Here is a 25,561-nt window from a genome sequence, read left to right on the forward strand (position 1 = left end):
AGGGGTTTTTGACGCCGCGACCACCATACCGCTAATCAACGCGCGATCGCGGCAGTCACTGCATTATTGCTGATGACGATTCTTGAGATAGGTTTCTTGAAGAATGTACATACGCTTAATGTCGCAATACTCGCCGTTAACGAATATCTCTTTTACCAAGTGTCCTTCTTCGATAAAGCCACACTTTTCATACAGGTGGATCGCTTTTTCATTGTTAACCGCAACGCTCAGGTACACCTTGTGCAGGTTCAAAATGGTAAAGGCGTAATTCAGGGCTTTCTTAATCAGCGTTCGCGCATAGCCACAACCTTGGTAGTCAGGCGCAATAATGATTTGGAATTCAGCATTGCGGTGAATCGTATTTATTTCAACGAGTTCCACCAGGCCAATGGGCTGCTTTTCGTTATCTTCGGCGATAAAGCGGCGTTCATTACTGTCGTGGATGTGCTTGCGAAACAGCTCTTCCAGCTCATAGTAAGACTCATACGGCTCTTCGAACCAATAGGCCATGATTGAACGGTTGTTGTTCAACTGATGAATAAAGCGAAGGTCGGTTTGCTCAAGAGCACGTAGTCGGATTTGATTATCCATTTCACTTTCCATTAACAATTTAAAATATTACCTACAGCATAAAATACAGATTTTCATGCCAAGAAAGGAAAGTATCACTATTGCTTGCAGTGGGAAATGGAAATGTTGGCCCAAATACCCCGATACCTCTCTCATTCGCTTTATTCGACATCGGTGGCATCGATAGCCACTAAGCTGGCTATCACACAGGCAGTGCGCAGAGGATGATTAGTCAGTCGCTTATTTACATCGCAAGCGCAAACAAGGCGAGAGGGATACCAATCACGGACAAGTGTAAAACGTTGAACAATTTATCGCGATGTTGAACAGGCTTGAAACCCACAATCGCCAGTAGCGCGTCAAGAATCGTCATCTTCTGTCGCGTGACCATCAGTAAAAACAACAACAAGATGCCGCCTATAAAAATGAATTTAGCCGCAACACCATAAGGCGTCGCCCAAACGGCATTGAGGTTTTCAACAAAACTTTGATTGGCTGGCATTGATACTTACATCCTTGTTTACTGGTCTTTGGGGGCATCCTGCCCTTTGGGGCGACGTGAGGCGCAACCCGCGTTTCATCATCAAGAGACTATAGCGCGAATGGGGATCTGATAACGTTCCTGATTTGAAGAAAAAGCGTAAAGAGGAGAGGAGATGAGATGAAGGAGAAGTAAAAACAAAATAAAAAACAATCCGTCCAAAACACAAGCAGGTGCGTTGTTTATGGTGGTTTACACAGTTAAACCGTCACCTTAATCTCGGCTATATTTGCGACGAAGGCGAAGCTGTTCATCGTTAATTTTTTTCAATTCCAGTATCTGAAAGAGATGAATCACTAACTCATCGTCTTCTCTTCTGATGGTCTTTCCTTGAACCTCCGCAGAGCCGACTTCAAAATGTATGGTTCCAGCAATAGGCTCCTCGGGCACAACATCATTCTTAATGAGTAAACGGATACCATTCTCGGAAATCTCACACACGCGGAATGTATTATCACCGCAAACAATAAGCGGCATGTCCTGCTCTAAGTAACGAAGTCTAAAAAAGTCTCGCTTTTGCTCTTCTTCTTGGTCTTCGTTTTGACCTTGTTTCTGATTTTTATTTTCTTCCATCACGATAAGTCGCTTCCCTCGTCATGTGACCCTTGCAGCCACAAAGCACGCAATACCCTAATTTTAGCAAGCATTTCCATGTTGCAACTTAGGGTGTTTAGTTATGGGACGTGGCGACCAAAAAGGCAGGAATAAATAGAGATATACCCGAATGCAATAACACGCGCAGCCTCGTGGGTGAGTCCTGCTGTACGCGCCATTACCTAAGTGTCGTAACAGCGCATATCCATTTACATTGCATTGGCCTCTCAACGAATGGCGTCTAACACCTTTTTTAGCAGTTCGCCGCCTTCCTCTTTCAACGCTTCGATGCGCGACGTTAATAATGCTACGTTGCGATTATCCGCCGAAGCCTCTTGAATCGCTGAAATGAGCGCTGGGTAAGCCGCATGTTCTGTGATCTCAGGGCTGAGTCGGGATACGTCTAGGTCGGTATCAAGCAACAGGCTGGCTTCTTTTTCGGACAAATCACGGTCAGTCTTGTCTGCAGTGCGCCTTGCGCGTTCAAGCATGCTCATTATCTTCACTCCAAATGTTTGTTGGCTTTTTTATCGAGTTTTCGAATCTCATCCAGCCCTGTGGAGGCCTTTTCAGACAGGTCGGAAAGTTGCTGATTAATCTGGTTACGAACGGCTTCTAGCCCGGCGTTATCGAGCAAGTTATTTTGCACATCTTGCACTTCTCGAATGCTATTGAGGTGAGCCGTAATGGTTTGGTGGCCTTGCTGAATCAATGCAAAACTTTGGTTAATATCCGCGATGAGTTGTTTTTCTGCCTCATCCAACGGCGAGAGCAAAGACTGGCGTTTATCTTCAATTATGGTGATGGCACTGTCAGCCCACAGCACAATACTGTTTAGCTGCCCAACACTATCTGTAGTGCGGGTTTTCACAAAATCGGCTTTTTCCTCATCATAAATCACGTCTCCCTCAGCCATTTCTATCAACTGGCCGTCTTTCACCCAGCCTTTCACAAAGCGGGGAGTCCATTCATTTCGTAGGTAGTCTTCGCGCTGCTTTCGCAACACCTTGATGTGCTGGTGAACAAGGCTGGTATAACTTTCTTGCACGTGAGTCAGGTCTTGCTCAATACGGTAAGACAGTTCCACCACTTCTTTGGGAACCGTGGCACTGCATGCTGACAGCAGCACCAAGAGAAAAGGGAGTAGTTGTTTCATAGATCCTCATTGGTCAGTTTTTCACCATATTGATGAGTCAATAGGAGGAGTGCTGCGAGTGACTTTGCATTCGCCAAATTTCGCAATCTGTTGCATTTTTTATTGTGAAGTGGTCTGTGGGATGGAAGGAATGTCAGAGCGGTCTGGGCTGAATCGCTTGGTGATCACAATCGCTTGGTGATTACCCTAAAACGTTTTTGGACAATTTCGAGTTAGCGTCTTTGCCTGCAGCCGTCTACCTCGGATAACTTTTGCTTAGGGGAAATAGAGTAAATGGCTTTGTCGTGCGAGAGCATTTGGCTGCTGACGCAGCCAAAAATAATACAATTGTCTATTAACCTCTAATAGGTCATATCTGTTATACGTTTTTTGAACCTACATATATACCACTGGCATGGGATGCACTTTCGTAACGTTTAATGTTTGTTATTATGTACTTTATACTTTCTTCGTCGTCACCTAAACCTTTGGATATCCGCACCATAAAATACACGATCCGAGCCCATGCCTTGAAGTGGCTATCCGTTAATTCAGATGCTACTGGTAGCAAGTTACCAAAAGTGTTTAAATCAATGTCGCATTGAGCTCGGATTGCGTCAATCTCTTGAGTAGCCAAGCCATTTTCTTTGATAAAGTCGAACAAATTATCTAAATACTCAATATTCTTATGATGTTCTTCACCATAAAAATTACCCACACGATACCTACGTGGCAAATTTTTAAACCCGTGTCGTAAAAAGAATATTAGATACTCGCGTAGACGCTTTTCCTTGACAATTAAAAGCTGTATTCGGTTTTGCTCCTGCCAACGGTCAACAATGAATAATAAAATACATAGTTCAATCAACATTCCTGTTAACTCTGGAAGGAGGTTACCCGAGAAATAATCGGAAGGAATATTAATATAGAATCCGACTCGAACACATACTAATAGCAGGATAAAAATTACTATGGTAAACGTACCCTGCTTAGTATTTCCTGGCATCCAATTCATTACTTCACTTACCTATATCCAAACTCAATTATTTATCCGCATGAAAATCTCACATATTCAGTAATCGAAAGGGAGTTTCAAGAAAACCACTCACTGCACTAAATACAACATAAACCTATAAATTAAATCATCCAATTTTTATTACCGGCATAAAAATATAGCTTTAAATTTCTCACTAAAGCTTAGAGGGTTCATAACCTACTTTATCCCTCTAAGCATAAGTGGACTTTTTGTTTATATCTTGAAGAATTTGTTATCCTGAGAAAGTTCAAGGATGATGAATTCCTTGTACTTGGTGTAATCTTGCTCAACAAGCTTATCTGACAACATAGAAACAATGTGTTGCCCTGATAGTTGAATTGATTCATCAAACATTTTACGAACATGCTGTATGTCGATTTCATCAATCGAATCATGCAAGACAAAGTTAGGTCTTAATGCTTGTTGGTCACAAACAGTCTTAATGTATGCCAAATCAAATGTAACAACTTCCAGTCTTTTTAATCCACCCTCGTTGTTTGATTCTACGTCGTCGACATGTGGCGAGCACTCTCCCTTTTCTTTATCTAAATGAAGACTGAAGTTGTACTCAACTCCATAGAAATCGCGAGTGTAGCCTTTGAAATTTTCAATATACTTTTCTTCAAAAGAGGTTACGTTGTTTAGCTCAGTTTCAAGCTCACCAGCTAATTCAGTTAAGCTCTGTCTCTCAATTATTAGCTTTGAGTCGATATCATCCTTTTTGTCGATTATGGCTGTTAATTTGGCTAACTCTTTATCAAGCTTACCAATTTCCTTCATCGTGTCAGATATCTCTTCCATTTTCTTTTTCGATTTTAGTTCATCGAATAGGCTATGCTTCTGAATTTTGAGCTGGCCAAACTTGATAGTAGCCTTTTGATGCTGCTCTTGTAGTTTATCTAGTCCATGCGACACAAACTCTCGTTTGGTGCTCAACAGATGTTCATGGAAGGCGAGTGCTTGCTGATAATCTTCAAGAGTAGATTCTATCTTTACAGACGCATATTCATAGATTGACCGCAGTTCATCAAGTAGATGATGTTGCTCATTAGTCTTTAGTATTTCATTGGTTTTAATGACATTTTTTATTTTTAGATCTAGTGAAAGAATCTGGTCAGATAATGAGTTTTGTTCGTCATCAATTATGTTGATTTTAGATACAATCTCTAGCTTATCGATACCTTTTTCAGACGATAATAAAGACTTTTCTAACTTGGCTATTTCTTTCTTTATTTTAGAGACTGAACCAACAATTTTATCTTTAGAAATGACACTATTGAACGCTCTTAAATTTCTATCATAGCCTCTTATAGCGGTCTTTAACTTATGAACTTTGCTGAGTATCTCAGTGTCATCAAAGTTGAAAAAATAAAGAAAAACTGTGTTGATATCGGATTTAGAAACGTTTCTACCGTTGTCAAAGTTAACAGTCTTAGTCATGCGGTGTTGTGTGGTTCTAAAGAACTTTGGTGCAAGTTTTCTAATCGTTGGTTTAGCAGAGTAGACGTTGAAAACACTTCCCATAATGTGAGCAACGTACTCTTTGTTGGTTACTTCCTGTCCATCCAAAAAGTAGCTTTGTAGGTCAGTATCTGTAGATAGCCTGCGCTTAATAACACTGTACTGATTGTTTAGACCAAGATATTCGAGAGACACATATACTTCACTGTTTGTGAAAAGCTGCTCAATCTCTTGCTTTGGTGTTTGAAACTCATCATCGATGTAGATTGGACTCATTGAGCCATCAAACAAGTAGTCGAGGATTCTTCCTAAAGTTGACTTACCAACACTGTTACCAGATGCGTCAGATTTCTTTTTACTTGTAATGATGTTTAAGTTGTCTAAAAACGGTATCTCTCGTGTTTCTACACCGTCGATCTCTAAGAGAAACCTAAGTAGCTTCATTGATAAAAACCTCTTTGCTATCGTAACCAATAGCGGAAATGATATACAGCCAATCCAGCGCTAGAATTATGTGGTCTACAGATACAGAAAGTTCTTTAGTGCCGACCTTCATTAGCTGAGTGATCGTCATACGCTTTCTTTTGCGCTCATGAAGCTTTTTCAAGATAAAGCCACCAATATAGAGCACATTCATCTCTGGGTGAGAGCCTTTAGTTGGCAGCATTGTTAGGATTCTCCAGTACACAGCATTCAACAAACCCATGCGCTACAACAACATTTAGACCAATTTCTACTTGTTCTTTGTATTTAGTCACATTGGCTGAGCTATACACAAACTTTCTGAGTTGTTTGATTACATCGCTTATGATGTCGTCAGCGTGCTGTTGTACTTGCTCTATGTCAGGTTCAAAAGAATCAATGTCGTACTTATCTAATGAATTGCAATACATTTCATTGAGCAATTCCAGTGCTGTTTGTTTTCCATTGATTATGTTCTGTTCTGCGCGAGTGTAGGCTTTCTCGATATGGGAAGAATATGATTTGTACTGCAAGACTATACGACGCTTAGTCTTGAGCTTATTATGGTCAATCTTTGTTTTAACATCTGCTGGAAAAGTCCGATCTGATCGGTCAATTTTCACTTTAGCTGATGCGATATCACCAATGATCACGTTGATAATGGAATCAACATTATTTTCTGGAGACTCTATGTTGTAGAAGTCTCCTTCGATGTTTTCGATGTCAAATCTTGTTTCACACATAGACAAGCCTAGGACTCTTATTTGTTGTAAACAAAGTCGCCTTTGATTACACCTTGGTTAAAGTTGGTCTGGCCGTTTTGATGCACTTCTTGATAGTTATCGTGGATATCGTTCTTTTCGATCTCTACGATCTTCTGTTCTAATGAAGTGTTTTGAACTTGCAATGAGTTATATGAAATTTCTAAAGATTCGAATTTTTGTTGAAGCGTATTGTTTTCAACTTTTAGTTTGTTATGAGAAATGTTTAACTTATCGAATTTCTGTGTGATTTTAGTCACGTTGTTTTTTTGAGCAAAAGCATACAAGCAGCCGACGACGGTACAGATCCAAGCGATAGCTACAAAAAGTGGGGTGGCAAAGATTTCCATTCGAATCTCAACATCTAGACACACAAGCCGAGTATTGTACAGTTCATATGCATCATGTACCAATGAAAGCTGCATAACTTACTAATAACTATCAATGTTATCTTCTAGTCACCAAGCTGCTTCGCGTCGAGGCCAAAAAATGTCGTCACTTTGGTAGTTTGTTTTTTTTGGTGCTTAGGCTATGACTAAAGCACCGATTTATCTGTGAAACTGCTAGCTTAAAGTACTTCCACACACCTCATGTTTGGCATTAGAAAATCTAACGGCAGCTCTCAATTTTAAATTGAAGGAATATACTTCTTGCTAACGCGGAATGGGGCAAAACCAAGCTACCCCAACTCACTCTGGTCAAATCACGCCCGCCCAGAATCAGCCCGCTTCACCGCACGCGCCAGCAATAACACCGCTATTGCCACCAGTAGAAGCCCAAACCCAATAAACACCCATTGTCCGTCTGTCATCTTGATATCCTATTTGTGTGTATTCGAAGTACGCAGCGTCCTTCCCAGTCAATCTAGGAATGAAAGTTTTCTTACATATGATTATAGGGAAATATGACAGGCGTATTGAGGCAAGGTTTTGGTGGTTAACATAGGGGTTAGTGTCAGATCACATTGTTTTTTCATGTTTCTTTGAGTGTGTGGGTAAACAAAGGAGAGTGAAAATGTAGAAAGGGAATTTTTGAAACGCTAGAAGGGTGGAAGCCTCCCCAGCCACATCCCGGCACACACGTCCCAAGCGGGGGCTGCTTCCTTCCGGATCTGACCCAATACACAAGATAGTGTTGCGGGAGGACCAAGGAGGCCTCCATAGATTCTTTTACCGAACAATTTCTTATGAAAGAAACCGTTGGTTCGAGCGCATTATGTGTGAACCCTAAGCCCATTGCAAGGGGTTATCTGGCGATCACTGTCTAACTGGTGAGTTTTTATCCGCCCTACTCTTCTTCGTTTTCTGCATTGAGCAAGTAATCGCCTAACCATGCAATGGTGAGTGACAGTAACCACGCGACAAACACGGGGTTGGGCACGCTAAATTGCGGGAACACGACGATGGTAGCGAACGCGATGGCCGGTAAAATCACGCTGAGTTTGTCGCCCCGTGCTTCGCCGCCAATACGTTGTAATTCTTGCAATGTTATCACTAACACACTGCCGCAGAACGCGAGCAAGGCGGCTTGTGTCCAACCACCCGCCAAGAGTGCGAGAATGAATAGCGCAGGCCACCAACTGAGTTTTTTTATTGGCTTCCAGAAATAGGCGGAGACCCACACGGTGATCACACAGAGGATTTGCAGCAAGGTGTAGCTCATGGCGCCACCGAGCTTTTCATCCCCTTGCAATGCCAACACGCCGCATTCCATGGCAATCACCACGGAAATCACGAGCAATGAAACCTGCCAGTTACGACGTTCTCCAGTGATTAGTACTAAGGCAGGGAGGATCATCCAAAGGCTTAACGAGATGGCGATGGGTTGGTATGGCATGAGTGCGCCGAAGCCAATAAGCCCGATGGCGAGCAGCCAGACAGCAACGCCGCCTGAGCCAATAAAAAACAGCGCGGGGATTGCGAAGGCAATCAGCGGGATATTTCCATCGGCAATAGCAGCCGAGAGTGCGGCCCCAACAACCATGACGGCAGCGGTGACCATTAACATTGTCGCATACCACATAACCGCACCTCCTTGCGCCTTATGCTGACATCGAACCAATATCATCTTGGTGGGTTGTCTTTGTTTCTGCTTATCCTTGAGGGTTGTCTTCGCAGCGAAGAGAATCTGCTGCTTTCCTATCCACAATTTCTGTTCACAATTGATATGATAGCGAGCAATAACCCTTTTCCTTTTTCATTGTGCTCAATATCAATATGCCTAATTTTGACGATCAGATCTACGCGGTCTTGATACAGATACCCCAAGGAAAAGTAACAACTTACGGTGATGTCGCAAAAATGGCAGGCTTCCCGAGACATGCGCGGCATGTTGGCAAGTTATTAGGCTCCTTACCCAAAGATAGTCGTCTACCTTGGTTTCGGGTAATCAATGGGCAAGGCAAGATTTCGATGATTGGTGAACGCTTCGATCGTCAACGCGAAAAACTGCGGGATGACGGCGTTGAGGTAAAAGATAACGGCACGGTCTCGTTGCGACGTTTCCGCTGGGACGGTTTTCCGGTTTGATAAACAAGCGGCTTGGGTGATTCGAAGCTTATGGTTCTTGCTTCTTCTCCTGATCGCAACTCTCGCTTATCCATCCTAGATACGCATCTAGCCCTTGCTCAATTGGCAGTTGGATGATCTCTGGCACGTCGTAATCATGCAAACGGCATATCTCTAACTCTATTGTTTTATACAATGACTTTTTCGTTTTGATCATCACTTGCTTTTCGGCATCTTCTGCAATTTTCCCCTGCCAATGGTAATAACTTTGAATAGGCATGACCTGTATACAGGCCGCTAATTTTTTCTCTAATAACGACTCAATGATGCGCTTGCCGATGTGCTCGTTGGCAAACGTGGTTAACACGACAATGTAGGCGTCTTCTGATGCTGTCATGGCATACCCTCTCTGCGCTTGTGTGCTTTGTTCGGCCAATCTTTCACGTCTTGATGAAAGCAAAAAGACGTGAGTAAGGTCTTTGAATATACCCCCCACTCACGCCGAGTAACCTCAAGATGCAGGATGCTGTTATGCGAATCGCACTCTTATTGCTCTTATCCGTCTCCATGGGCACAACATTGCCTGCGCTTGCCCAAAGCTTTGAAAACAGCGGCTCACCTGCCACTGTGGTGGAGCTTTTTACCTCAGAAGGATGCAGCAGTTGCCCTTCTGCAGAAGCGGTTCTCAATCAATTAAAAGAAAGCGATGGATTGTGGACACAGGTGATCCCCATGGCGTTTCATGTTGATTACTGGAATGACATCGGCTGGCCGGATCGCTTTTCCAAACCTGATTTTAGTCAGCGTCAGCGCCAGAAAGTGTCGCAAAGTAGTGCCAGCGGCGTTTATACCCCCGGCTGGTTTATTAACGATCAAGAATGGCGCGGCTTTTTCGCCCGTCAGTCCGTGCCTTATGCCAATGGCCCTGCCGCATCGGTGCTAAAAGCCTCGGTGAACGGCAATACATTGCGGGTTGACTATGCAGGCAATGAGCGGCTAAACGCGAATTTTGCACTGTTGGCGATGGGATTAACCACGGAAGTGAAACGGGGCGAAAATCGAGGTAAAACCCTTGAGCACGAATTTGTGGTGGTGGATTTTGACGCCAAAGCGGGTCAGCGTCATTGGCAGTTTGTATTGGATGAAGACACCATCGAAACACCGTCTGCTATCGCGGTATGGCTAACGCCGCAAGGTGGGGGCGATCCCATCCAAACCGTTGCAGGCTGGCTTGAGCCTTGAGCAATTAAAGACAAAACATGCATCAACCGATCAAAAAAAGGGAGCTTAGCTCCCCTCTGTTATTCTGATTGCGTCGTCATTGAGCAACGCTTTTTTGTAGAGGCTATCGAGCTGCGCTAACAACCTGAATGCTGATGCTCTGCGTTTTCGCGGGGTCGTTGATCACGGGGTTGGCCGTGTCGCTGATAAACAGCAATTGCCCATCAAATTCGATGCGCGCGCTCACTGTGTAGGTATGACCCGGTTTAATTTCTGATGGCGAATAGCTTAAGCTAAATGGCAAAGGAACTTGTTGGCCTTCCGTCATGTAAGATTGGCTGCTAATCACTTCCATCGGTGCATCTGCGAGAGACACATCCGCAAGTGTCACGGTTAGCTTGGCGTTATCAGGAAGTGCAATGCGCTGTAAGTAATAAACATCACCGTTGACTGTCGCCATGACGGGTTCCTTTGTGAAGCCACTGCACGCGGTAAAAACCACAGCGACCAGCGCCAAGAAGAAACCATAAAACGCTTTTTTCATTACTTGTACTCCAAGGCGACCATATTATTGATAACAATAACAAGAGTTTAACACTGCAGGGGCGTATTCCTCCCTACAATTGTGGATTTAAGATCACAATCTGAAATATTATTTTGCTATTGATTAGAAGCATAAACCCATAAAAAGTTCGGTAATATACGGGGATTGAGAGAATTTTGTCAGTTTTCTGTCAACGCATTTGAAATCATTCCGTTATGTTTGGCTAGGAGCACTATGAGCACACAACTTGACGCACTTTTATCACTTCTGAACCTTGAACAGCTTGATGAAGGCTTATACCGAGGGCAAAGCGAAGACTTGGGCTTGCCGCAAGTTTACGGCGGTCAAGTGATAGGACAAGCGCTCTCCGCTGCAAAAGGCACTGTCGCAAGTGACCGTTTCGTGCATTCGTTCCATAGCTATTTCTTGCGCCCTGGTGACCCAGAAAAACCGATTATTTATGACGTCGAAAATCTCAGAGACGGACAAAGCTTTTCGACACGTCGCGTAAAGGCAGTACAAAAAGGCAAGCCGATTTTCTATCTAACGGCGTCTTATCATTTGCATGAACCCGGCCTTGAGCATCAGTTCACCATGCCGAATGTCGCTGGCCCTGAAGGTTTGATGTCGGAAAAAGAGCTTGTTGCTTCTATTGCACAGCATTTACCCAAGCACATCAGTGATACCTTCGGTGGTGACCGTCCAATTGAAGTTCGTCCTGTGGTAGTGGTTAATCCGCTAGCGCCGGAAAAGCAGGAAGCGAAGCAGTATTTGTGGATCCGCGCGAACGGCAAAATGGTGGACGATTTGCGCATTCACCAATATCTGCTCGGCTACGCCTCTGATTGGGGTTTCTTAGTCACTGCCATGCAACCGCATGGCGTCACACTGATGACACCGGGCATGAAAGTGGCGACGATTGATCATGCCATGTGGTTTCACCGCGAATTCCGTATGGATGAATGGCTACTGTTTGCTATCGACAGCCCTTCTGCCAGTGGTTCACGTGCCCTGGTTCGTGGCAGTATCTTCAACCAGAAAGGCGAGTTAGTGGCATCCGCGGTGCAAGAGGGCTTGCTGCGTAAGCGCAAAAACTAAGTTCCGTTAAGCACGATAAACGCACAGAATAAAGGCCAGCAGTGATGCTGGCCTTTGCTATTTTCCAAGGGCAGTTGTTAGGAAGAAATAGCTTTCAAGAGAAGATAACCATCAAGAAACGGGACGATTAGAAATCGTAACGAATACCGGCTTGCAGTTGGTCGTCTTTGCCAGAGATGCCTTCAAACTTGTAACCCGCGTAAGTGCGTAAGTGACCGTTGAATTTGTACACCGCTTCAACTGCAATGTTGTTGGCTTCTTCTGTGGTCGTGTTATCAAACTCACCAAAGTTATATACACCCACGACAGCAAGTTGCTTGGTCGCTTTATATTGCGCTGACAGTTCGTAGCCTGTGTAATCTACGTTGCTTTTAGACGCCATGGTGTAAAGTGCGCCCAAGGTAATCGCATCTTGCTTGAACTGTGCAGCAAGGTTGATTTGGTCGTCGCTGTCAGTCCCCGCATCTTGAGAGACATAACCCGCACCAACGGCGAATGCACCGATGCTGTAAAGCGCTGAAATGCCCACACTGTCCGCATCTTTCTCATCTGCTGCGATGTAGTTCGCTTGAATGCTCAAGCCGTCAAACTCACCAGCGTATAAGAAATTGTTTTCGCGCTTATCTTTGTTGCCTGAAACCACATCTGCTGCGTCAGCACCAAACGTTGCCATGACATCAGTGATATCCGTTAGTTGCACTTGCGCAGAATCTTGCTTGCCGTAAGAAAGCTCGCCTGCTGAGAAGCCTAAACCTGCAAAGAAGTAACGGTTTTTCAGGCTGTCAGCATCTGAAAATTCTGCTTCGTACTTACCAAAACCATACAGCTCATCTGAAATTTCAGTTTTACCTTTCAGGTTTACACGAGCACGAGATTTGTCTTTGAACGAGCTATTTTCAGTGCTTTCGTTGTTATCAGAAATGTTGAAACGCGCTTCCGCACGACCGCCTACTTTGAGTGTTGTACCGTCTGCATCGTATACCGTTGCAGCCATTGAAGGGGCTGATACCAACGCACAAAGAATTGCTGAAGCGAGTGCTGCCTTTTTCATTTTCTAACGTCCTTTTAAATATTGGGCTTTCTGCCATCTCATTTTCGAGAAGGCCAAGGTAGACGTTGAAAATGAAGCTTGGGTGACTAAACGGTGACATTTCATGGCGAGTCATATTGCAGTTTGATGACCGCAAACATGGCTCGCAAAATGGCGCAACGTATTGATAAATTTCAGTTGTGTTGGACTAAAAAAAGAGAAAAAAGAGAACAAAGAGGAGAAGAGGAAAAATAAAGGGAAAGAAAGAGATTAACAACGAGAGCCGAGAAAAAGCCAAGGGGCTGACGGTATTCCGCCAAAGCCCCAAGTTGAAGAATCTGTTATGCGCGTGTCGTGCTATTCAAGTGACAGGTTTTCTTTTTGATAGTCCGACATCTCACTGCCATCTCGGTTTTTCAAGTTGTTGAGTTCTTGCTCATGCAGGTACGGCTGTTGCTCGTCTTGCTGACGTTGATAATCCGTGACAGCCTCTGGCAGTTGAGAATGACCAGGCTCTAACGCAGGTTGTGGCATGGGGTCAGATTGAAGACTCATGGGGGGAATAGCGTCTGGGGTGTTCATTTCATCTAAATTTTCTGCCGCATCTGGTGCCGAAAAAACAACCAGTGGCAGCGCCATCAACAACAAGGCAAGTTTTGTGTTCATAAGTGGCACTCCGATAACGAGGTTTATCACCGATCACATACGGTATAGTTCTCTGTACACGCTAACGGTGTGCCACTTTTAAGCTTATCTTTTATGACCAGTGAAAATCGCGTTATTCCGCTTCACCACTGGCAATTTGCTCCAACTCCACCAGATGGGCTTTCGTCTGTTGTAGCTGATACATCTGCCAATATCGCCCCTTGTTAGCCAGCAACTGCTGATGGCTACCCTGCTCTTCGACATGCCCGCGATGCAGCACCAGAATCTTATCTGCATCGGCAATGGTCGAGAGTCGGTGCGCAATCACAACAATGGTCATGGTATGACGAAGGGACGACAACGCGCGCTGCACCCGCTCTTCCGTCCCCGAATCAATGTTCGCTGTGGCCTCATCCAAGATCAAAATACGTGGACGTTCCACCAGCACACGCGCAAGCGCCAACAACTGTTTTTGACCCGCGGACAAAGTGACATCGCCGGTACCAATCGGCGTATCAAGCTTGGTAGGAAGATGCTGAACATAATCCGCCAAATCGACTTGCTCCAGCGCCTGCCAAATATGGTCATCAGATATCTTGCGCCCTAGCGTAACGTTTTCACGAAACGTGGCTGACAACACATGCGGGTCTTGCTGCACCATGGCAATGCCTGTGCGCATCGCGTTTTGCGTGAGCGATGAAATAGCCCGACCACCGAGTTTTAACTCGCCCGCTTGCAAAGGGTAAAAACCCATCATCAGCGACGCTAATGTGCTCTTTCCGCTGCCCGTGTGTCCGACCAGCGCGAGGAACCCACCTTCTTTGACCGACGCATTGATGTCAGTCAGCACCGGCGTTCTGCCGTCGTAGCTAAAAGTGAGATTGGAAATCTCGATGTCGCCATTTTCAATCGGCGCATCATCGCTGCCGTATTGATTCGGTTTAGCGTCCATCAATTCAAACAATCGCTCGCCGGCCATGATCGCTTGCTGCAACAGCGACAAACGCTGCATCAGTTCAATCAAGGGTTCTGTCACGCGTCCGAGGTAACTGATAAAGGCATACAGCACGCCGACACCAATCACTTCACTTCCCTGCCAGCCAAAAATCGCGGTCAATGAGATCAGTGCGATACCGGACATGAGATCAATCAGTGGACGCAGAAAGATGCCGTTCACTTTGACGATCTTCACTTCTGTGGTCAGGTGTTGATCGGTTAGCGACGCAAAACGCTCCGAGAATCGCTGCTCTTGCCCCATTAACTGGATCAAGCTCATGCCCTGAATCGACTCGCTCATCACGCTGTTAATGTCGGTGAGTAGATCGCGAGAATCTCGATACGCAGGCGTAGAACGATGCTGGTAGTAGTACATCACAAACACCACGGACGGCAGCAAAATTGCGACAACAAGGGTCAGCGTTGGACTAAGCAGGTACATGGCAATCAACATGGCGGTGATAAGCGCCACACTGTTCAAAAAGCTGGCAATAACCTGCACGTACAACTCTTTGAGTGATTCTGTGTCGTTCGTCACCCGAGAGACAAGTTTACCCGCAGGCACGTAATCAAACGCAGATAGAGGCTGATTAATGATGCTGGCATACACCTTCTTGCGAATGGTCTGCACGATGCCAATCGCAATGCGACTAAAGCGCAGGCCATAGCTGTAGTGCAGCGCAGCAGAAAGCACGGTCGCCGAGATGTACCCGATCGCCAGCCCCCACAACACCATGGGCGGGAAATACGATTTCGCCAGGTAATCATCAAGGAAAATGCGTATCAACCAAGGGCCACTGACATCCGCAACCGCGGCAACCAGCAACAATGCGGCGGCAATCGCGAAGCCTTTTTTGTCATCCAGCAAGTAACGCAGCAATCGCGCTAAGACGTCACGTTTACTCATAGCGACGCCTCCAGCGCTTGTTCGAGTTGCTGGTAATGCTGCATTTCTGCGTACCATCCGTTAGCTGCCACCAGCGTATTATGTGTGCCGCGCTCTTCGACATGCCCTTTTTGCAACACGATGATCTCATCGGCCGCTTCCAGTGCTGAAAGTCGGTGCGCAATCACCACCGTGGTTTGGTGCTGTGCGCGGTCGTGAAGGTTTTTCAGAATATGGTGCTCAGTGCGACCATCAACGGCTGACAAGGCATCATCCAATACCAGAATCTCCGCATCGAGTAACAAAGCACGTGCAATCGAAATGCGCTGTTTTTGACCGCCAGATAGCGTAATGCCTTTCTCGCCGACGAGGGTTTCATAGCCTTCGCGGAACTGGAGAATGTCGTCATCGATACATGCGAGTTTGGCCGCGGCGCGTATCTGCTCGTGTGTCGCGTCCGGTCTGCCCAGCGCGATGTTTTCCGCAATGGAACGCGAGAACAAAAATGGCGTTTGGGTGACCACGGCCAATTTGCTGCGCCACTCGCCGATCTTAAATTCTTTCAAACTGACGCCGCCATATTTCACGGCGCCTTGAACCGGATCTTCAAAACGCAGCATCAAGGAAAGCAGGGTCGATTTTCCGCTGCCAACGGGGCCAGCAATGCCGAGCATTTTCCCCGCCGGAAGCTCGATAGCAATATCGCGCAATGCGGGAATATCATGACCACGCCAAGTAAATTGATCGAGGGTAATGGCAAGCGTCTGCGGATTTTCCGGTAACGGCATCTCACCGTCTTGAAGCTCTGAGGTTTCATCCAACACTTCTTTGATACGCTTCCACGCTGCCGCACCACGTTCGATGATGTTAAATAGCCACGCAACCGCCAACATTGGCCAAATCATCAAGCCTTGATACAAGGTGAATGCCGTCAGCTCACCGAGCGTCAGCGTGCCATTGGCGACCATATAACCGCCGCCTGTGATAGAGCAGAAGAACGAGGTGCCGATGGTGACGAAAATCACCGGATCGAACATGGCATCGACTTTCGCCACCGCCATGTTTTTCTCGCCCGTGTCATCGGCGACCTTGTTAAAACGCGCAATTTGCTGAGATTCCAAGCCAAACGCGCGGATCATGCGAATGCCATTGAGCGACGATTGGGTTTCATCAGACAGATCAGAAAACGCGGCTTGTGATGCGGAGAAACGATGATGCAACTGCGTGCCAAATCGGTTCACCATAAACGCCATAACAGGCATAGGCGCAAGCGCCAAAAGAGTCAGCTCCCAGCTAATGGTCGTGGTCATCACGATCAGCACGGCCAAGCCTGTGATCACCGAGTCCGCCAACGTGAGCACACCTTCACCTGCGGTCATCACCACCGCTTTCACATCATTGGTGGAACGCGCCATGAGATCGCCAGTGCGATAGCGTTCAAAGAAGCGAGGCGAATGGGTAGTGAAATGGCGATATAACTTATCGCGCAGCACAGTGCCAAGCCCCGCCGCTGCACCAAATAACCAGACTCGCCAGATAATACGTAGCGCATAGACAACAAACCAAAGCAGCACGATAGCGCCAAGCGCCATCAGCATATGCTCTCGGGTAATGTCGCCTGCCATGACGCCGTCCACCAACCAACCGATCGCTTTTGGTGGGATCAGTTCAAACGTCGCGACGAAAACAAATATGACAATGGCACCGACATAGCGCTTCCACGCCTGTCGAAAATACCAACCTAGCTCGACGAAAATGCGCATTCATCCTCCTGTGCGCGATGACTTTTAGTTCTAATAATTTTTATATTTTTATCAGGTGAAACATCTAACAAGATGAGGCATCAAAGAGGCAATGCCGTGGTGTACTTCAGCGGTTCCATCGCAAAGGTTGAGGTCACATTGGTCAGACCCTCTAAGCTGTTCACCAGCTTTTTGTAAAACTGATCATAAGCTGCCATGTCTGCCACTTGTACCTTCATCATGTAGTCGTATTCCCCCGCCATGCGGTAGCACTCCATCACTTCTGGAAATGGCGTCACCGCATCCACAAACTTGCGATACCAGCTCTCTGAATGATCGGCAGTTTTTATGTGTACAAATGCCGTGAACGACAACCCAAGCGCTTGAGGATCTAACAGCGCCACGCGCTTTCGCAACACGCCACATTCTTCAAGGCGCTTTAACCGCTTCCAACAGGGCGTAGTAGTGAGGTTGACCTTCTCGGCCAAATCAGACAGCGATAGCGACGCATCACGTTGCAACCAATCCAAGAGTTGACGATCAATATTATCTAAGGAAATAGCCATTAACGGTTTACCATTTTTGCGCGAAACACGATGAATCATTCCTCCAACTAGCCTATGAGAGAAATTATTCCTACAATTCCGTTTATTTTAGAATTATTTTCCACGCATGGCGATTTATAAACGATAAATGGCAAAACATTACTCTTAACAACCGCTTATAGTTTAGGTATCAACTATGCAGTAAGAGTTTGACCAATGATGACCGACACCGTTAGCACTAACACTTCGTCTCACTGGGTTTGCGAGGCAATTCGTAAAATAGAAGCGGATTTCCAACGTTCAGCGGACACCCACTTGATTAAGCTGGATTTACCCTATTTCAGCGATATTGATATTTACCTCAAAGATGAAAGTACCCATCCAACAGGTAGCCTGAAACACCGCCTTGCACGCTCACTTTTTCTCTACGGTTTGTGTAATGGTTGGATTAAAGAAGGCACCACGGTCATTGAGTCGTCATCTGGCAGCACGGCCATTTCTGAAGCCTACTTCGCCCGCTTGCTTGGCCTCCGCTTTATTGCGGTTGTGCCGTGCACCACGGCGAAAAAGAAAATCGAGCAAATCCAATTCTACGGCGGCGAAGCGCATTTCGTTGATCGTTCTGATGCGATTTATGCTGAATCTCGTCGCTTGGCAAAAGAGTTGAACGGCCATTACATGGATCAGTTCACCTACGCCGAACGCGCAACCGACTGGCGCAGTAACAACAACATCGCTAACAGTATTTTCGGTCAGATGAAGTTCGAGCGTTACCCCGTGCCAAGCTGGATTGTGATGAGCCCAGGCACAGGCGGCACATCGGCAACCATTGGTCGTTTTATTCGCTACCGTTGTCATGAAACCCAACTGCTGGCGGTTGACCCTGAAAACTCGGTATTCCACGAATTCTACAAAACCGGAGATTGTTCCCTGACGCTTGATCGCGGCGGAAAAATCGAAGGCATTGGCCGCCCGCGCGTTGAGCCGAGCTTTATTCCCGGCGTGATTGATCGCATGGAAACCATTGCTGACGCAGACAGTGTGGCAACCGTTCACTGGCTGGAAGGGATTTTGGGCCGCAAAGCAGGCGCATCCACAGGCACTAACCTGTTCGGCGCGTTGAAACTGGCTGAAGAGATGCAAGCGCGCGGCGAGAAAGGCTCAATCGTCACCCTGTTGTGCGACAGCGGCGATCGCTATCTTGATACCTATTTCGATGAAGCATGGGTAGAAGCCAATATCGGTGATGTTGCGCCAACGCTGGCGTATTTGCAGAAGTTTGGCGGGTAATACCCACCTCACTTCTATTCGAAAGGCGCACATTGATGCGCCTTTTTTAATGCATACTGAGTTGATTTATGAAAATCATCACAAGTCTAAAAGCCGCATAGAGCTCCTCACCCTTCTGCGCTAAACTCCGCACCTAAGAAACTATCTACAAACGGTTAAAGGTTTACCCATGAAAAAAGCGGTTGTCGTCTTTAGTGGCGGTCAGGATTCAACAACCTGCCTGATTCAGGCGCTGTCTGAATTTGACGAAGTGCATTGTATTACCTTCGATTATGGTCAACGCCACAAGCAAGAAATTGAAGTGGCTCGTGATGTGGCTGAAACGCTCGGCGCGACATCACACAAGGTCATGGATGTCGGTCTGCTGAATGAGTTGGCGATAAGCTCGCTGACCCGTGACAACATTCCTGTTTCACACGAACTGCAAGAAAACGGCCTACCAAACTCATTTGTACCGGGTCGTAATATTTTATTCCTGACACTGGCAGGGATTTACGCGTATCAGTTGGGCGCACAAACCGTGATCACGGGTGTGTGTGAGACCGATTTCTCTGGCTACCCAGATTGTCGCAATGATTTTGTTCAGGCAATGAACAAGTCATTGGTGCTGGGAATGGATCGTGAACTGGAAATTCGAACGCCTTTGATGTGGCTAAACAAAGCGGAAACCTGGGCGCTGGCAGACAAGTTCAGTAACCTTGAGTATGTTCGCGATAACACCCTAACTTGCTACAACGGCGTGATTGGCAAAGGCTGTGGCGATTGCCCTGCCTGTGATTTGCGCCAAAAAGGGCTAGATAGCTATCTTGATGACAAAGATGCAGTGATGGCATCGTTGAACGAAAAAGCCTAACTTCGCTTTCAAGCTCTAAAAGTCAGGCAAACCAGAAAACAAGGCAGCACAGTCTGCCTTTTTTATCATTTAATGAAAGTTATTCCTGCATCTCCGGTTTCTATTGATAGCGAAATTCAAAGGAGGATGCATGTATCTTGCAGTAAGTGGCACCTGTTACTGGTGTATGGAAGCGGTATTCAGTTCATTACGCGGTGTTTCCAACGTTGAGCAAGGCTTTGTGGCATCGAAGCAAGGCAAATACGTGGAAGCGGCATTTTTTGCCTTCGATGAAAAAACTGTATCTTTAGAAGATATCGCCCGCGTGCACCTTTCTACACACTCTTGCACCTCAAACCACAGTGCAAGAGAGAAATACCCAAGCGCAATGTATGCAATAGACAAACAACAGCATGCTGCTGTGGCCAACGCGATTGCTATCGCTGCATCTGATTTTGATGCGCCTGTCATGACATCAGCGAAGCCGTTTGTCGCGTTTTATCCCAACCCCTCTGCGGTACAAAACTACTTTTGGCGTCAACCTGACAAACCGTTTTGTGATTCGAAAATTCTGCCAAAACTAAAAACACTGGCGATAACATTCCCAAGGCTGGTTAAACCGTCTGCCGTGCAATACCTTCGCGAAACCGTTTATGGCGCAGAACGGGCGTAAAAAAAGCACCAATTGGCGCTTTTTTCTTTTTCTTTCACTCTGCGTAAGCATTTACATCAGCTTACTTGTCGGCTTTTGCATCCTGACGTTTCTTAAATGCCACCATTTGCTCATCCGTAGCTGGCAGTTGGTGGTTTGCTTTCCACTCGCTGTAAGACATGCCGTAAACTCGCTCACGGGCTTCGTCGTCACTTACGTCAATGCCTTTGCTATCGGCTTCTGCTTTGTACCACTTGCTCAGGCAGTTACGACAAAAATCCGCCAGAATCATTAGGTCGATATTCTGAACATCTTTGTTGTTGTCCAGATGCGATAGGAAGCGACGGAACGTGGCGGCATCCAGTTGATCTTGTTGTTCTTGCGTCAATTTATCAGACATGACTTTTTTCCCGTTGATGCTTATTGAATTCGTTATCGTTCAACCTTACCAATGCTCAGCACGGAAAACCAAATAAAAAAATGCCAGCCTCTTAGCAAGGCTGGCATTTTTATTGTGCGGTCTCAGACAATTAGCGCGCGTCGAATTCGCCATGTGCCGCGCGATGCGGCTTGGCAGCTTCAAGCTCGGCATTCAACTGCGCTTCAACATAACCCGGAGAATGGGTTTTGACTGAAAGCAGACGATACATAGCCGGAATAACGAACAAGGTCACCGCTGTTGCGAACGTCATGCCCGCAAAAATCACCGTACCCACGGCAACACGGCTTTCATAGCCTGCGCCCGTCGAAATAATCAACGGAATCGCACCAATGATCGTGGTGAATGCCGTCATCATAATTGGGCGCAGACGACGCACAGACGCATCAACAATCGCTTGTTCAAACAGCACACCACGGTCACGAAGCTGGTTGGCGAACTCCACGATCAAGATACCGTTTTTGGTCACCATACCAATCAACATGATCATGCCAATTTGTGAGTAGATATTGAGCCCTTGATTGGTCAGCCATAGACCAGCAAAGCCACCGAAAATCCCCATTGGAACAGTCAGCATGACCACCAGCGGATTCACGAAGCTTTCAAACTGAGCGGCAAGCACCAAATAAGCCACCAGCAACGCCAAGCTAAACACAATCAAGATGCTGCTTTGGTTGTCTTTAAACTCTGCGGACTCACCTGAATAACTGACAGAAATATCGGCTGGCAGCAATTCGATGGCTTTGGCATCCAGAAAATCAAGTGCATCGCCTAAGGTGTAACCGTCACCCAAGTTGGCTTTCAGAGTGATGGCTTTTTGCTTATTGAAGTGACGCAATGTCTGCGCGGACGCCACTTCTTCCACTTCTGCTAGCGTATCCAAACTCACCAGATCGCCATTGCGGGTGCGCATGTAAATCTGGCTGATATCATCTTTGCTGTTGAAGCGCGATTCATCACCACGAAGATACACATCGAACTCTTCACCACGATCCACAAACGTGGTCTCAGTGCGTCCGCCCAACATGACTTCCATGGTGTTAGACACTTCATCGACACTGATACCCAGCTCTGCCGCACGTTGACGGTCAATTTTCACAACAAGCTCTGGCGTGGTTTCTGCGTAATCGAGATCCACCCCTTGCAGCATTGGGCTGTTATTGGCTTCGTCCACGAGCAATTGTGCCCACTTGTTGAGTTCTTGATAATCAGGACCACCAAGCACCAATTGCACAGGCTCGCTTGACCCCCCACGGAAACCCGGCATAAAGGCGCGCACGAAAATATCAGGAATACCGGCTAAGGCTTGGCGAACACGGCCTAGGGCTTGGCCTGCGGTTTCGTCTCGGTTGTCCCAGTCTTCCAACTGCATGATCACAAAGCCTGTTTGATCGCCGGCCATGCCGCCAAATGCTGGTGCTTGCAAACTGATAGATGTCAGCAGGCCTTCTTCCACCAATGGCATCAGGCGTCGCTCAACTTCTTCCATGTTGCCAACCATACGGTTGTACGCTGTGCCTTCTGCGCCTTTAACAAAGGCCATCAGCACGCCGCGATCTTCTTGCGGCACGAGCTGTGCTGGCAAGTTTTTCATCAAAAAGGCGCTACCACCAATACAGGCAATAATCACCAGCGGCGCGACGAATCGCGCGGCAACAGCAACGGTTACCATGCTGCGATATCCATTTTCGAATTTCTCGAAGAAGTTATCGACCATGCGATTGAACGCGCCACGCTTCACGTTGGCTTTGAGGATTTTACTGCCCAGCACTGGCGTTAGTGTTAATGCCACGATAGAGGAGAAAATCACAGACATCGCGAGCAGTACGGAGAACTCGGTAAACAGTTTTCCGACCATGCCATCCATAAAGGAGATCGGCAGGAACACCATCACCAGTACAGCCGTTGTCGCCACGACCGCAAAGCCCACTTCTCGCGTGCCGTTGAAGGCTGCCACCAACGGCGTTTCGCCTTTTTCGATATGGTGGAACATGTTCTCGACCACCACGATGGCGTCATCAACCACCAGACCAATGGAAAGAATAAGCGCCATCAAGGTCAGTAGGTTGATAGAGAAACCAAAGAAGTACGCGGCAATAAATGCAGAGATCAGCGACACAGGTACTGTGATCGCAGGGATCAATGTCGCGCGAACCTGCCCAATGAAGATATACAGCACTAGCACTACCAGTGCCCCTGTTACAAACAGAGTGCTGTAAACCTCATCAATGGAACGCTCGATAAAGATAGTCGAGTCATAGTCTACCCAAAGGCTTGCCCCTGCGGGCAGGAACTGCTGGAACTCGTCAACCAGCGCTCGCACGCCGACAGCGACATCCAACGGGTTCGCATCAGATTGCGGTACGATCCCTAAGCTGAGGTTGTTGATGCCGTTGTTTTTGTATGTGGCATTTTCGTTTTGGGAGCCAATATAAACGTCAGCCACATCTTTTAGATAAATCGGGCTGCCATCTTGTGCTGTGCGGACCACCAGATACTGAAAATCTTCTGGTGTTTGATACAAACGCTCGGTACGTACCGTCATCTTGGTGATGTCGTTACGAATTTCACCACCTGGACTTTCGAGGTTTTCACGACGAAGTGTTGAGGTAATGTCTTCCGTGGTGACACCGCGACCCGCCATCAAAACAGGGTCGAGACGCACGTACATGACTTTGTACAATGCACCATATAGCTCAACAGAACTCACACCAGATAGCAGGCTGAATTTATCTTCCAGCACGCGCTGTGCGTATTCTGTCAGCTGTGTTCTGTCCATTTCAGGCGAAGCAAGGTTGATGTAGATTGACGCTTCACCCGAGCCGTTGGATTTGGACACGACCGGTTCATCAGCTTCGTCAGGGAGACCACGTTGTGCTCGCGCGACGGCGTCACGCACATCACTCACGCCTTCTGTTAAATCCCAGTCGATATCAAATTCAACCGTGATACGAGACATGCCGTTACGGCTGACAGAGGTAATTTCCTCAATGCCACTGATACCAGAAAGCTCATCTTCCAATACCTGGGTGATCTGACTTTCCATGATGCTGGCTGACGCCCCCGCATAACGGGTCATCACCGACACCACAGGGCTGTCGATATCTGGGTATTCGCGTACAGAAAGATTACTAAAAGAAACGATACCGAAAACACACAGCAGCAGGCTCAGTACAATCGCGACAACCGGTCGCTTAACAGAGACATCCGAGAGCCACATTTATTCGCCCTCGTTTTTCGCGGCTTTGGCTGCGGTCAGATCGTTAACTTTAGTGCCATCACGCATGCTCACGAGACCTTGCACCACGATGCGGTCACCAAGTTCAAGGCCGCTTTCGACGGTGACTTTGTTTTCAACGCGCGCGCCCAACTTCACTTCGGTGCGATGCGCAATACCTTGGTCATCGACCAGATAAACAAAGCGTTTCGTGCCAGAGTATTCGATCGCTTGAACCGGAATCACTGTGGTCACCTGCGGAGCAAAGCCCAGCGTGGCTTCCATCATCATCCCTGGGCGCAGCAAACGATCACCGTTATCAATGTCGATACGCGCACGCAGGTTAAGCGTGTCGTTGTTTATGCGTGAATCGACAGCCGTTAGTTCCCCATCAAAGGTTTTGTCTTTCCACGCTTTGGTACGAGCAGTCACGTTAATGTCTTTGCTCAGTTCACTCAGGTATTGCTCAGGCACGTTGATGTCTAATTGCATCAAGGCCAGATCATCCAGGTTCAGAAGCGCTTCGCCCGCAGATACCAGTTGGCCACGGGTGATATCCACCAAGCCCACAGTGCCCGCGAACGGCGCTTTGATGTGAAGGTCATCCAGATCGGCTTGTGCCGCATCCAGACGCGCTCTAGCGATGTCGACACTTGACTGTTGGGCATCGAGTTCAGTTTTGGTTAAAGCGCCGCGCTTGTGCAGTTTGGCAAACTCACCCAATTTGCGCATTTCGTCTTTATGGAAGGCTTGCGCTTCGGCTACTGACGCTTGTGCCTTGGCCGTTTCTAATGTCAGTAGTGGCGTGCCTTCTTTGACTTGTTGACCCGCGCGAACATGAATCGCATCAATTTTACCGCCAACCTCAGGGGAGATGATCACAGAGTTTTCAGATTTGAGGTTACCAATCAACGATAGGTTGCGTGCAACGGGATATTCTTCTACCTGCGCGGTCGCAACGGCAATCGCCGCACGAGCAGGATGCCCAGAGGGGCTATCTGCCGCTTCTGTTTTACTTTGCCAAGCGAAGTAGCTCACGCCGCCAAGGACAATGGCAGCAGTGAAAAGGAGTTTGTTTTTCATTTTATTAACCGTAAATAACAACTCGCCATAGTCTACTCTATGCCTATCTTGCGTGCGGTAAAGAAATGTAAATCCGAGAAAAGTTTACGCCAATCACGCAAAATCCCCCAAATTGCTCCAACACGGCGTATCAACGCCGAAAAAACCAGCAAACGCGCGTTGTTTTCGTTAAAAAGGCTTTACAGCTTCCCTTCGTTTGATAATATGCGCCCCGCACTTGTGGTGGGATTCCCGAGTGGCCAAAGGGATCAGACTGTAAATCTGACGGCTCCGC

General features: G+C 46.9%; 26 protein-coding genes, 1 other RNA gene and 1 pseudogene. 6 read left to right on the forward strand and 22 right to left on the reverse strand.

What is annotated here, in order from left to right; translation table 11 throughout:
* Nucleotides 1-63: 63 nt before the first annotated feature.
* The 12 genes from speG to ACED36_RS07425 all read right to left on the reverse strand — a co-directional run bounded on the left by speG (nt 64) and on the right by ACED36_RS07425 (nt 8,582).
* The gene (speG, locus tag ACED36_RS07370; protein ID WP_017005599.1) at nt 64-591 is read right to left on the reverse strand and encodes a spermidine N1-acetyltransferase; all 528 of its coding nucleotides are present in this window, start codon (nt 589-591) and stop codon (nt 64-66) included.
* Between the two features lie 223 nt (nt 592-814).
* Nucleotides 815-1,072, reverse strand: coding sequence for a hypothetical protein (locus ACED36_RS07375; protein ID WP_371733013.1), 258 nt, complete (start codon nt 1,070-1,072; stop codon nt 815-817).
* A 252-nt stretch (nt 1,073-1,324) separates the two neighbouring features.
* Entirely contained in the window at nt 1,325-1,684 is a 360-nt protein-coding gene (locus ACED36_RS07380) for a hypothetical protein (RefSeq protein WP_017004761.1), read from the reverse strand.
* Between the two features lie 248 nt (nt 1,685-1,932).
* Entirely contained in the window at nt 1,933-2,202 is a 270-nt protein-coding gene (locus tag ACED36_RS07385) for a hypothetical protein (RefSeq protein ID WP_017004760.1), read from the reverse strand.
* A 5-nt stretch (nt 2,203-2,207) separates the two neighbouring features.
* Nucleotides 2,208-2,861, reverse strand: a complete 654-nt coding sequence (locus tag ACED36_RS07390) for a hypothetical protein (protein WP_371733014.1) — start codon at nt 2,859-2,861, stop codon at nt 2,208-2,210.
* A 358-nt stretch (nt 2,862-3,219) separates the two neighbouring features.
* Nucleotides 3,220-3,855, reverse strand: coding sequence for a hypothetical protein (locus ACED36_RS07395; RefSeq protein ID WP_371733015.1), 636 nt, complete (start codon nt 3,853-3,855; stop codon nt 3,220-3,222).
* Between the two features lie 234 nt (nt 3,856-4,089).
* Nucleotides 4,090-5,781: a DUF2326 domain-containing protein gene (locus ACED36_RS07400; protein ID WP_371733016.1), complete on the reverse strand. Its 1,692-nt coding sequence runs from the start codon at nt 5,779-5,781 to the stop codon at nt 4,090-4,092.
* Nucleotides 5,768-6,004: an ABC-three component system middle component 6 gene (locus ACED36_RS07405; protein ID WP_019282689.1), complete on the reverse strand. Its 237-nt coding sequence runs from the start codon at nt 6,002-6,004 to the stop codon at nt 5,768-5,770. The genes ACED36_RS07400 and ACED36_RS07405 overlap by 14 nt, the downstream gene beginning before the upstream one ends.
* Complete coding sequence (locus ACED36_RS07410; RefSeq protein WP_371733017.1) at nt 5,991-6,542, reverse strand: ABC-three component system protein; 552 nt, start codon at nt 6,540-6,542, stop codon at nt 5,991-5,993. The genes ACED36_RS07405 and ACED36_RS07410 overlap by 14 nt, the downstream gene beginning before the upstream one ends.
* Before the next feature lie 17 nt (nt 6,543-6,559).
* The gene (locus ACED36_RS07415) at nt 6,560-6,910 is read right to left on the reverse strand and encodes a hypothetical protein (RefSeq protein ID WP_371733018.1); all 351 of its coding nucleotides are present in this window, start codon (nt 6,908-6,910) and stop codon (nt 6,560-6,562) included.
* Between the two features lie 704 nt (nt 6,911-7,614).
* Nucleotides 7,615-7,711: signal recognition particle sRNA small type (gene ffs, locus ACED36_RS07420), an RNA gene on the reverse strand.
* Nucleotides 7,712-7,847: 136 nt separating this feature from the next.
* Nucleotides 7,848-8,582, reverse strand: coding sequence for a hypothetical protein (locus ACED36_RS07425; protein WP_371733019.1), 735 nt, complete (start codon nt 8,580-8,582; stop codon nt 7,848-7,850).
* A 194-nt stretch (nt 8,583-8,776) separates the two neighbouring features.
* On the opposite strand from ACED36_RS07425, the gene ACED36_RS07430 reads away from it, so the two are divergent.
* Nucleotides 8,777-9,088: an MGMT family protein gene (locus ACED36_RS07430; RefSeq protein ID WP_016958467.1), complete on the forward strand. Its 312-nt coding sequence runs from the start codon at nt 8,777-8,779 to the stop codon at nt 9,086-9,088.
* Nucleotides 9,089-9,116: 28 nt separating this feature from the next.
* Here ACED36_RS07430 and cutA read toward each other — a convergent pair whose 3' ends face one another.
* The gene (gene cutA / locus ACED36_RS07435; RefSeq protein WP_016958468.1) at nt 9,117-9,464 is read right to left on the reverse strand and encodes a divalent-cation tolerance protein CutA; all 348 of its coding nucleotides are present in this window, start codon (nt 9,462-9,464) and stop codon (nt 9,117-9,119) included.
* A 134-nt stretch (nt 9,465-9,598) separates the two neighbouring features.
* Between cutA and ACED36_RS07440 the strand changes: the two genes are divergently transcribed.
* A complete protein-coding gene (locus ACED36_RS07440) occupies nt 9,599-10,309 on the forward strand; it encodes a DUF1223 domain-containing protein (protein WP_016958469.1) in 711 nt (236 codons plus the stop codon).
* A 103-nt stretch (nt 10,310-10,412) separates the two neighbouring features.
* On the opposite strand, the gene ACED36_RS07445 is transcribed toward ACED36_RS07440, so the two are convergent.
* A complete protein-coding gene (locus tag ACED36_RS07445; protein ID WP_017005788.1) occupies nt 10,413-10,832 on the reverse strand; it encodes a YbaY family lipoprotein in 420 nt (139 codons plus the stop codon).
* A 234-nt stretch (nt 10,833-11,066) separates the two neighbouring features.
* Here ACED36_RS07445 and tesB point away from each other — a divergent pair, with 234 nt between their 5' ends.
* Nucleotides 11,067-11,930: an acyl-CoA thioesterase II gene (tesB, locus tag ACED36_RS07450; protein ID WP_371733020.1), complete on the forward strand. Its 864-nt coding sequence runs from the start codon at nt 11,067-11,069 to the stop codon at nt 11,928-11,930.
* Between the two features lie 127 nt (nt 11,931-12,057).
* On the opposite strand, the gene ACED36_RS07455 is transcribed toward tesB, so the two are convergent.
* The 5 genes from ACED36_RS07455 to ACED36_RS07475 form a co-directional block, all read right to left on the reverse strand.
* A complete protein-coding gene (locus ACED36_RS07455; RefSeq protein WP_017004753.1) occupies nt 12,058-12,981 on the reverse strand; it encodes a porin in 924 nt (307 codons plus the stop codon).
* Nucleotides 12,982-13,317: 336 nt separating this feature from the next.
* A complete protein-coding gene (locus ACED36_RS07460; RefSeq protein ID WP_371733021.1) occupies nt 13,318-13,626 on the reverse strand; it encodes a hypothetical protein in 309 nt (102 codons plus the stop codon).
* A 112-nt stretch (nt 13,627-13,738) separates the two neighbouring features.
* Complete coding sequence (locus ACED36_RS07465) at nt 13,739-15,508, reverse strand: ABC transporter transmembrane domain-containing protein (protein ID WP_371733022.1); 1,770 nt, start codon at nt 15,506-15,508, stop codon at nt 13,739-13,741.
* The gene (locus ACED36_RS07470; protein WP_371733023.1) at nt 15,505-17,250 is read right to left on the reverse strand and encodes an ABC transporter transmembrane domain-containing protein; all 1,746 of its coding nucleotides are present in this window, start codon (nt 17,248-17,250) and stop codon (nt 15,505-15,507) included. The genes ACED36_RS07465 and ACED36_RS07470 overlap by 4 nt, the downstream gene beginning before the upstream one ends.
* A gap of 80 nt (nt 17,251-17,330) precedes the next feature.
* Nucleotides 17,331-17,795 carry an Lrp/AsnC family transcriptional regulator gene (locus tag ACED36_RS07475; RefSeq protein ID WP_016958477.1) on the reverse strand — a complete coding sequence of 155 codons (465 nt, stop codon included), beginning with the start codon at nt 17,793-17,795 and terminating at the stop codon, nt 17,331-17,333.
* Nucleotides 17,796-17,990: 195 nt separating this feature from the next.
* Between ACED36_RS07475 and ACED36_RS07480 the strand changes: the two genes are divergently transcribed.
* The 3 genes and pseudogenes from ACED36_RS07480 to ACED36_RS07490 all read left to right on the forward strand — a co-directional run bounded on the left by ACED36_RS07480 (nt 17,991) and on the right by ACED36_RS07490 (nt 20,569).
* Entirely contained in the window at nt 17,991-19,064 is a 1,074-nt protein-coding gene (locus tag ACED36_RS07480; protein ID WP_016958478.1) for a PLP-dependent cysteine synthase family protein, read from the forward strand.
* Between the two features lie 160 nt (nt 19,065-19,224).
* A pseudogene (gene queC / locus ACED36_RS07485) lies at nt 19,225-19,917 on the forward strand (7-cyano-7-deazaguanine synthase QueC); the annotation flags it as partial.
* Nucleotides 19,918-20,047: 130 nt separating this feature from the next.
* The gene (locus ACED36_RS07490) at nt 20,048-20,569 is read left to right on the forward strand and encodes a peptide-methionine (S)-S-oxide reductase (protein WP_016958482.1); all 522 of its coding nucleotides are present in this window, start codon (nt 20,048-20,050) and stop codon (nt 20,567-20,569) included.
* A gap of 61 nt (nt 20,570-20,630) precedes the next feature.
* On the opposite strand, the gene ACED36_RS07495 is transcribed toward ACED36_RS07490, so the two are convergent.
* From ACED36_RS07495 to ACED36_RS07505, 3 genes are all read right to left on the reverse strand, one after another.
* A complete protein-coding gene (locus tag ACED36_RS07495; RefSeq protein WP_016958483.1) occupies nt 20,631-20,948 on the reverse strand; it encodes a DUF1244 domain-containing protein in 318 nt (105 codons plus the stop codon).
* A 130-nt stretch (nt 20,949-21,078) separates the two neighbouring features.
* Nucleotides 21,079-24,207 (reverse strand): multidrug efflux RND transporter permease subunit, encoded by a 3,129-nt coding sequence (locus ACED36_RS07500; protein ID WP_371733024.1) that lies wholly within the window; start codon nt 24,205-24,207, stop codon nt 21,079-21,081.
* The gene (locus ACED36_RS07505) at nt 24,208-25,287 is read right to left on the reverse strand and encodes an efflux RND transporter periplasmic adaptor subunit (protein ID WP_016958485.1); all 1,080 of its coding nucleotides are present in this window, start codon (nt 25,285-25,287) and stop codon (nt 24,208-24,210) included. It abuts the gene before it with no gap.
* Nucleotides 25,288-25,561 lie beyond the last annotated feature (274 nt).

The organism is Enterovibrio sp. FF113 (assembly GCF_041439165.1).
GTDB lineage: Bacteria > Pseudomonadota > Gammaproteobacteria > Enterobacterales > Vibrionaceae > Enterovibrio > Enterovibrio norvegicus_A.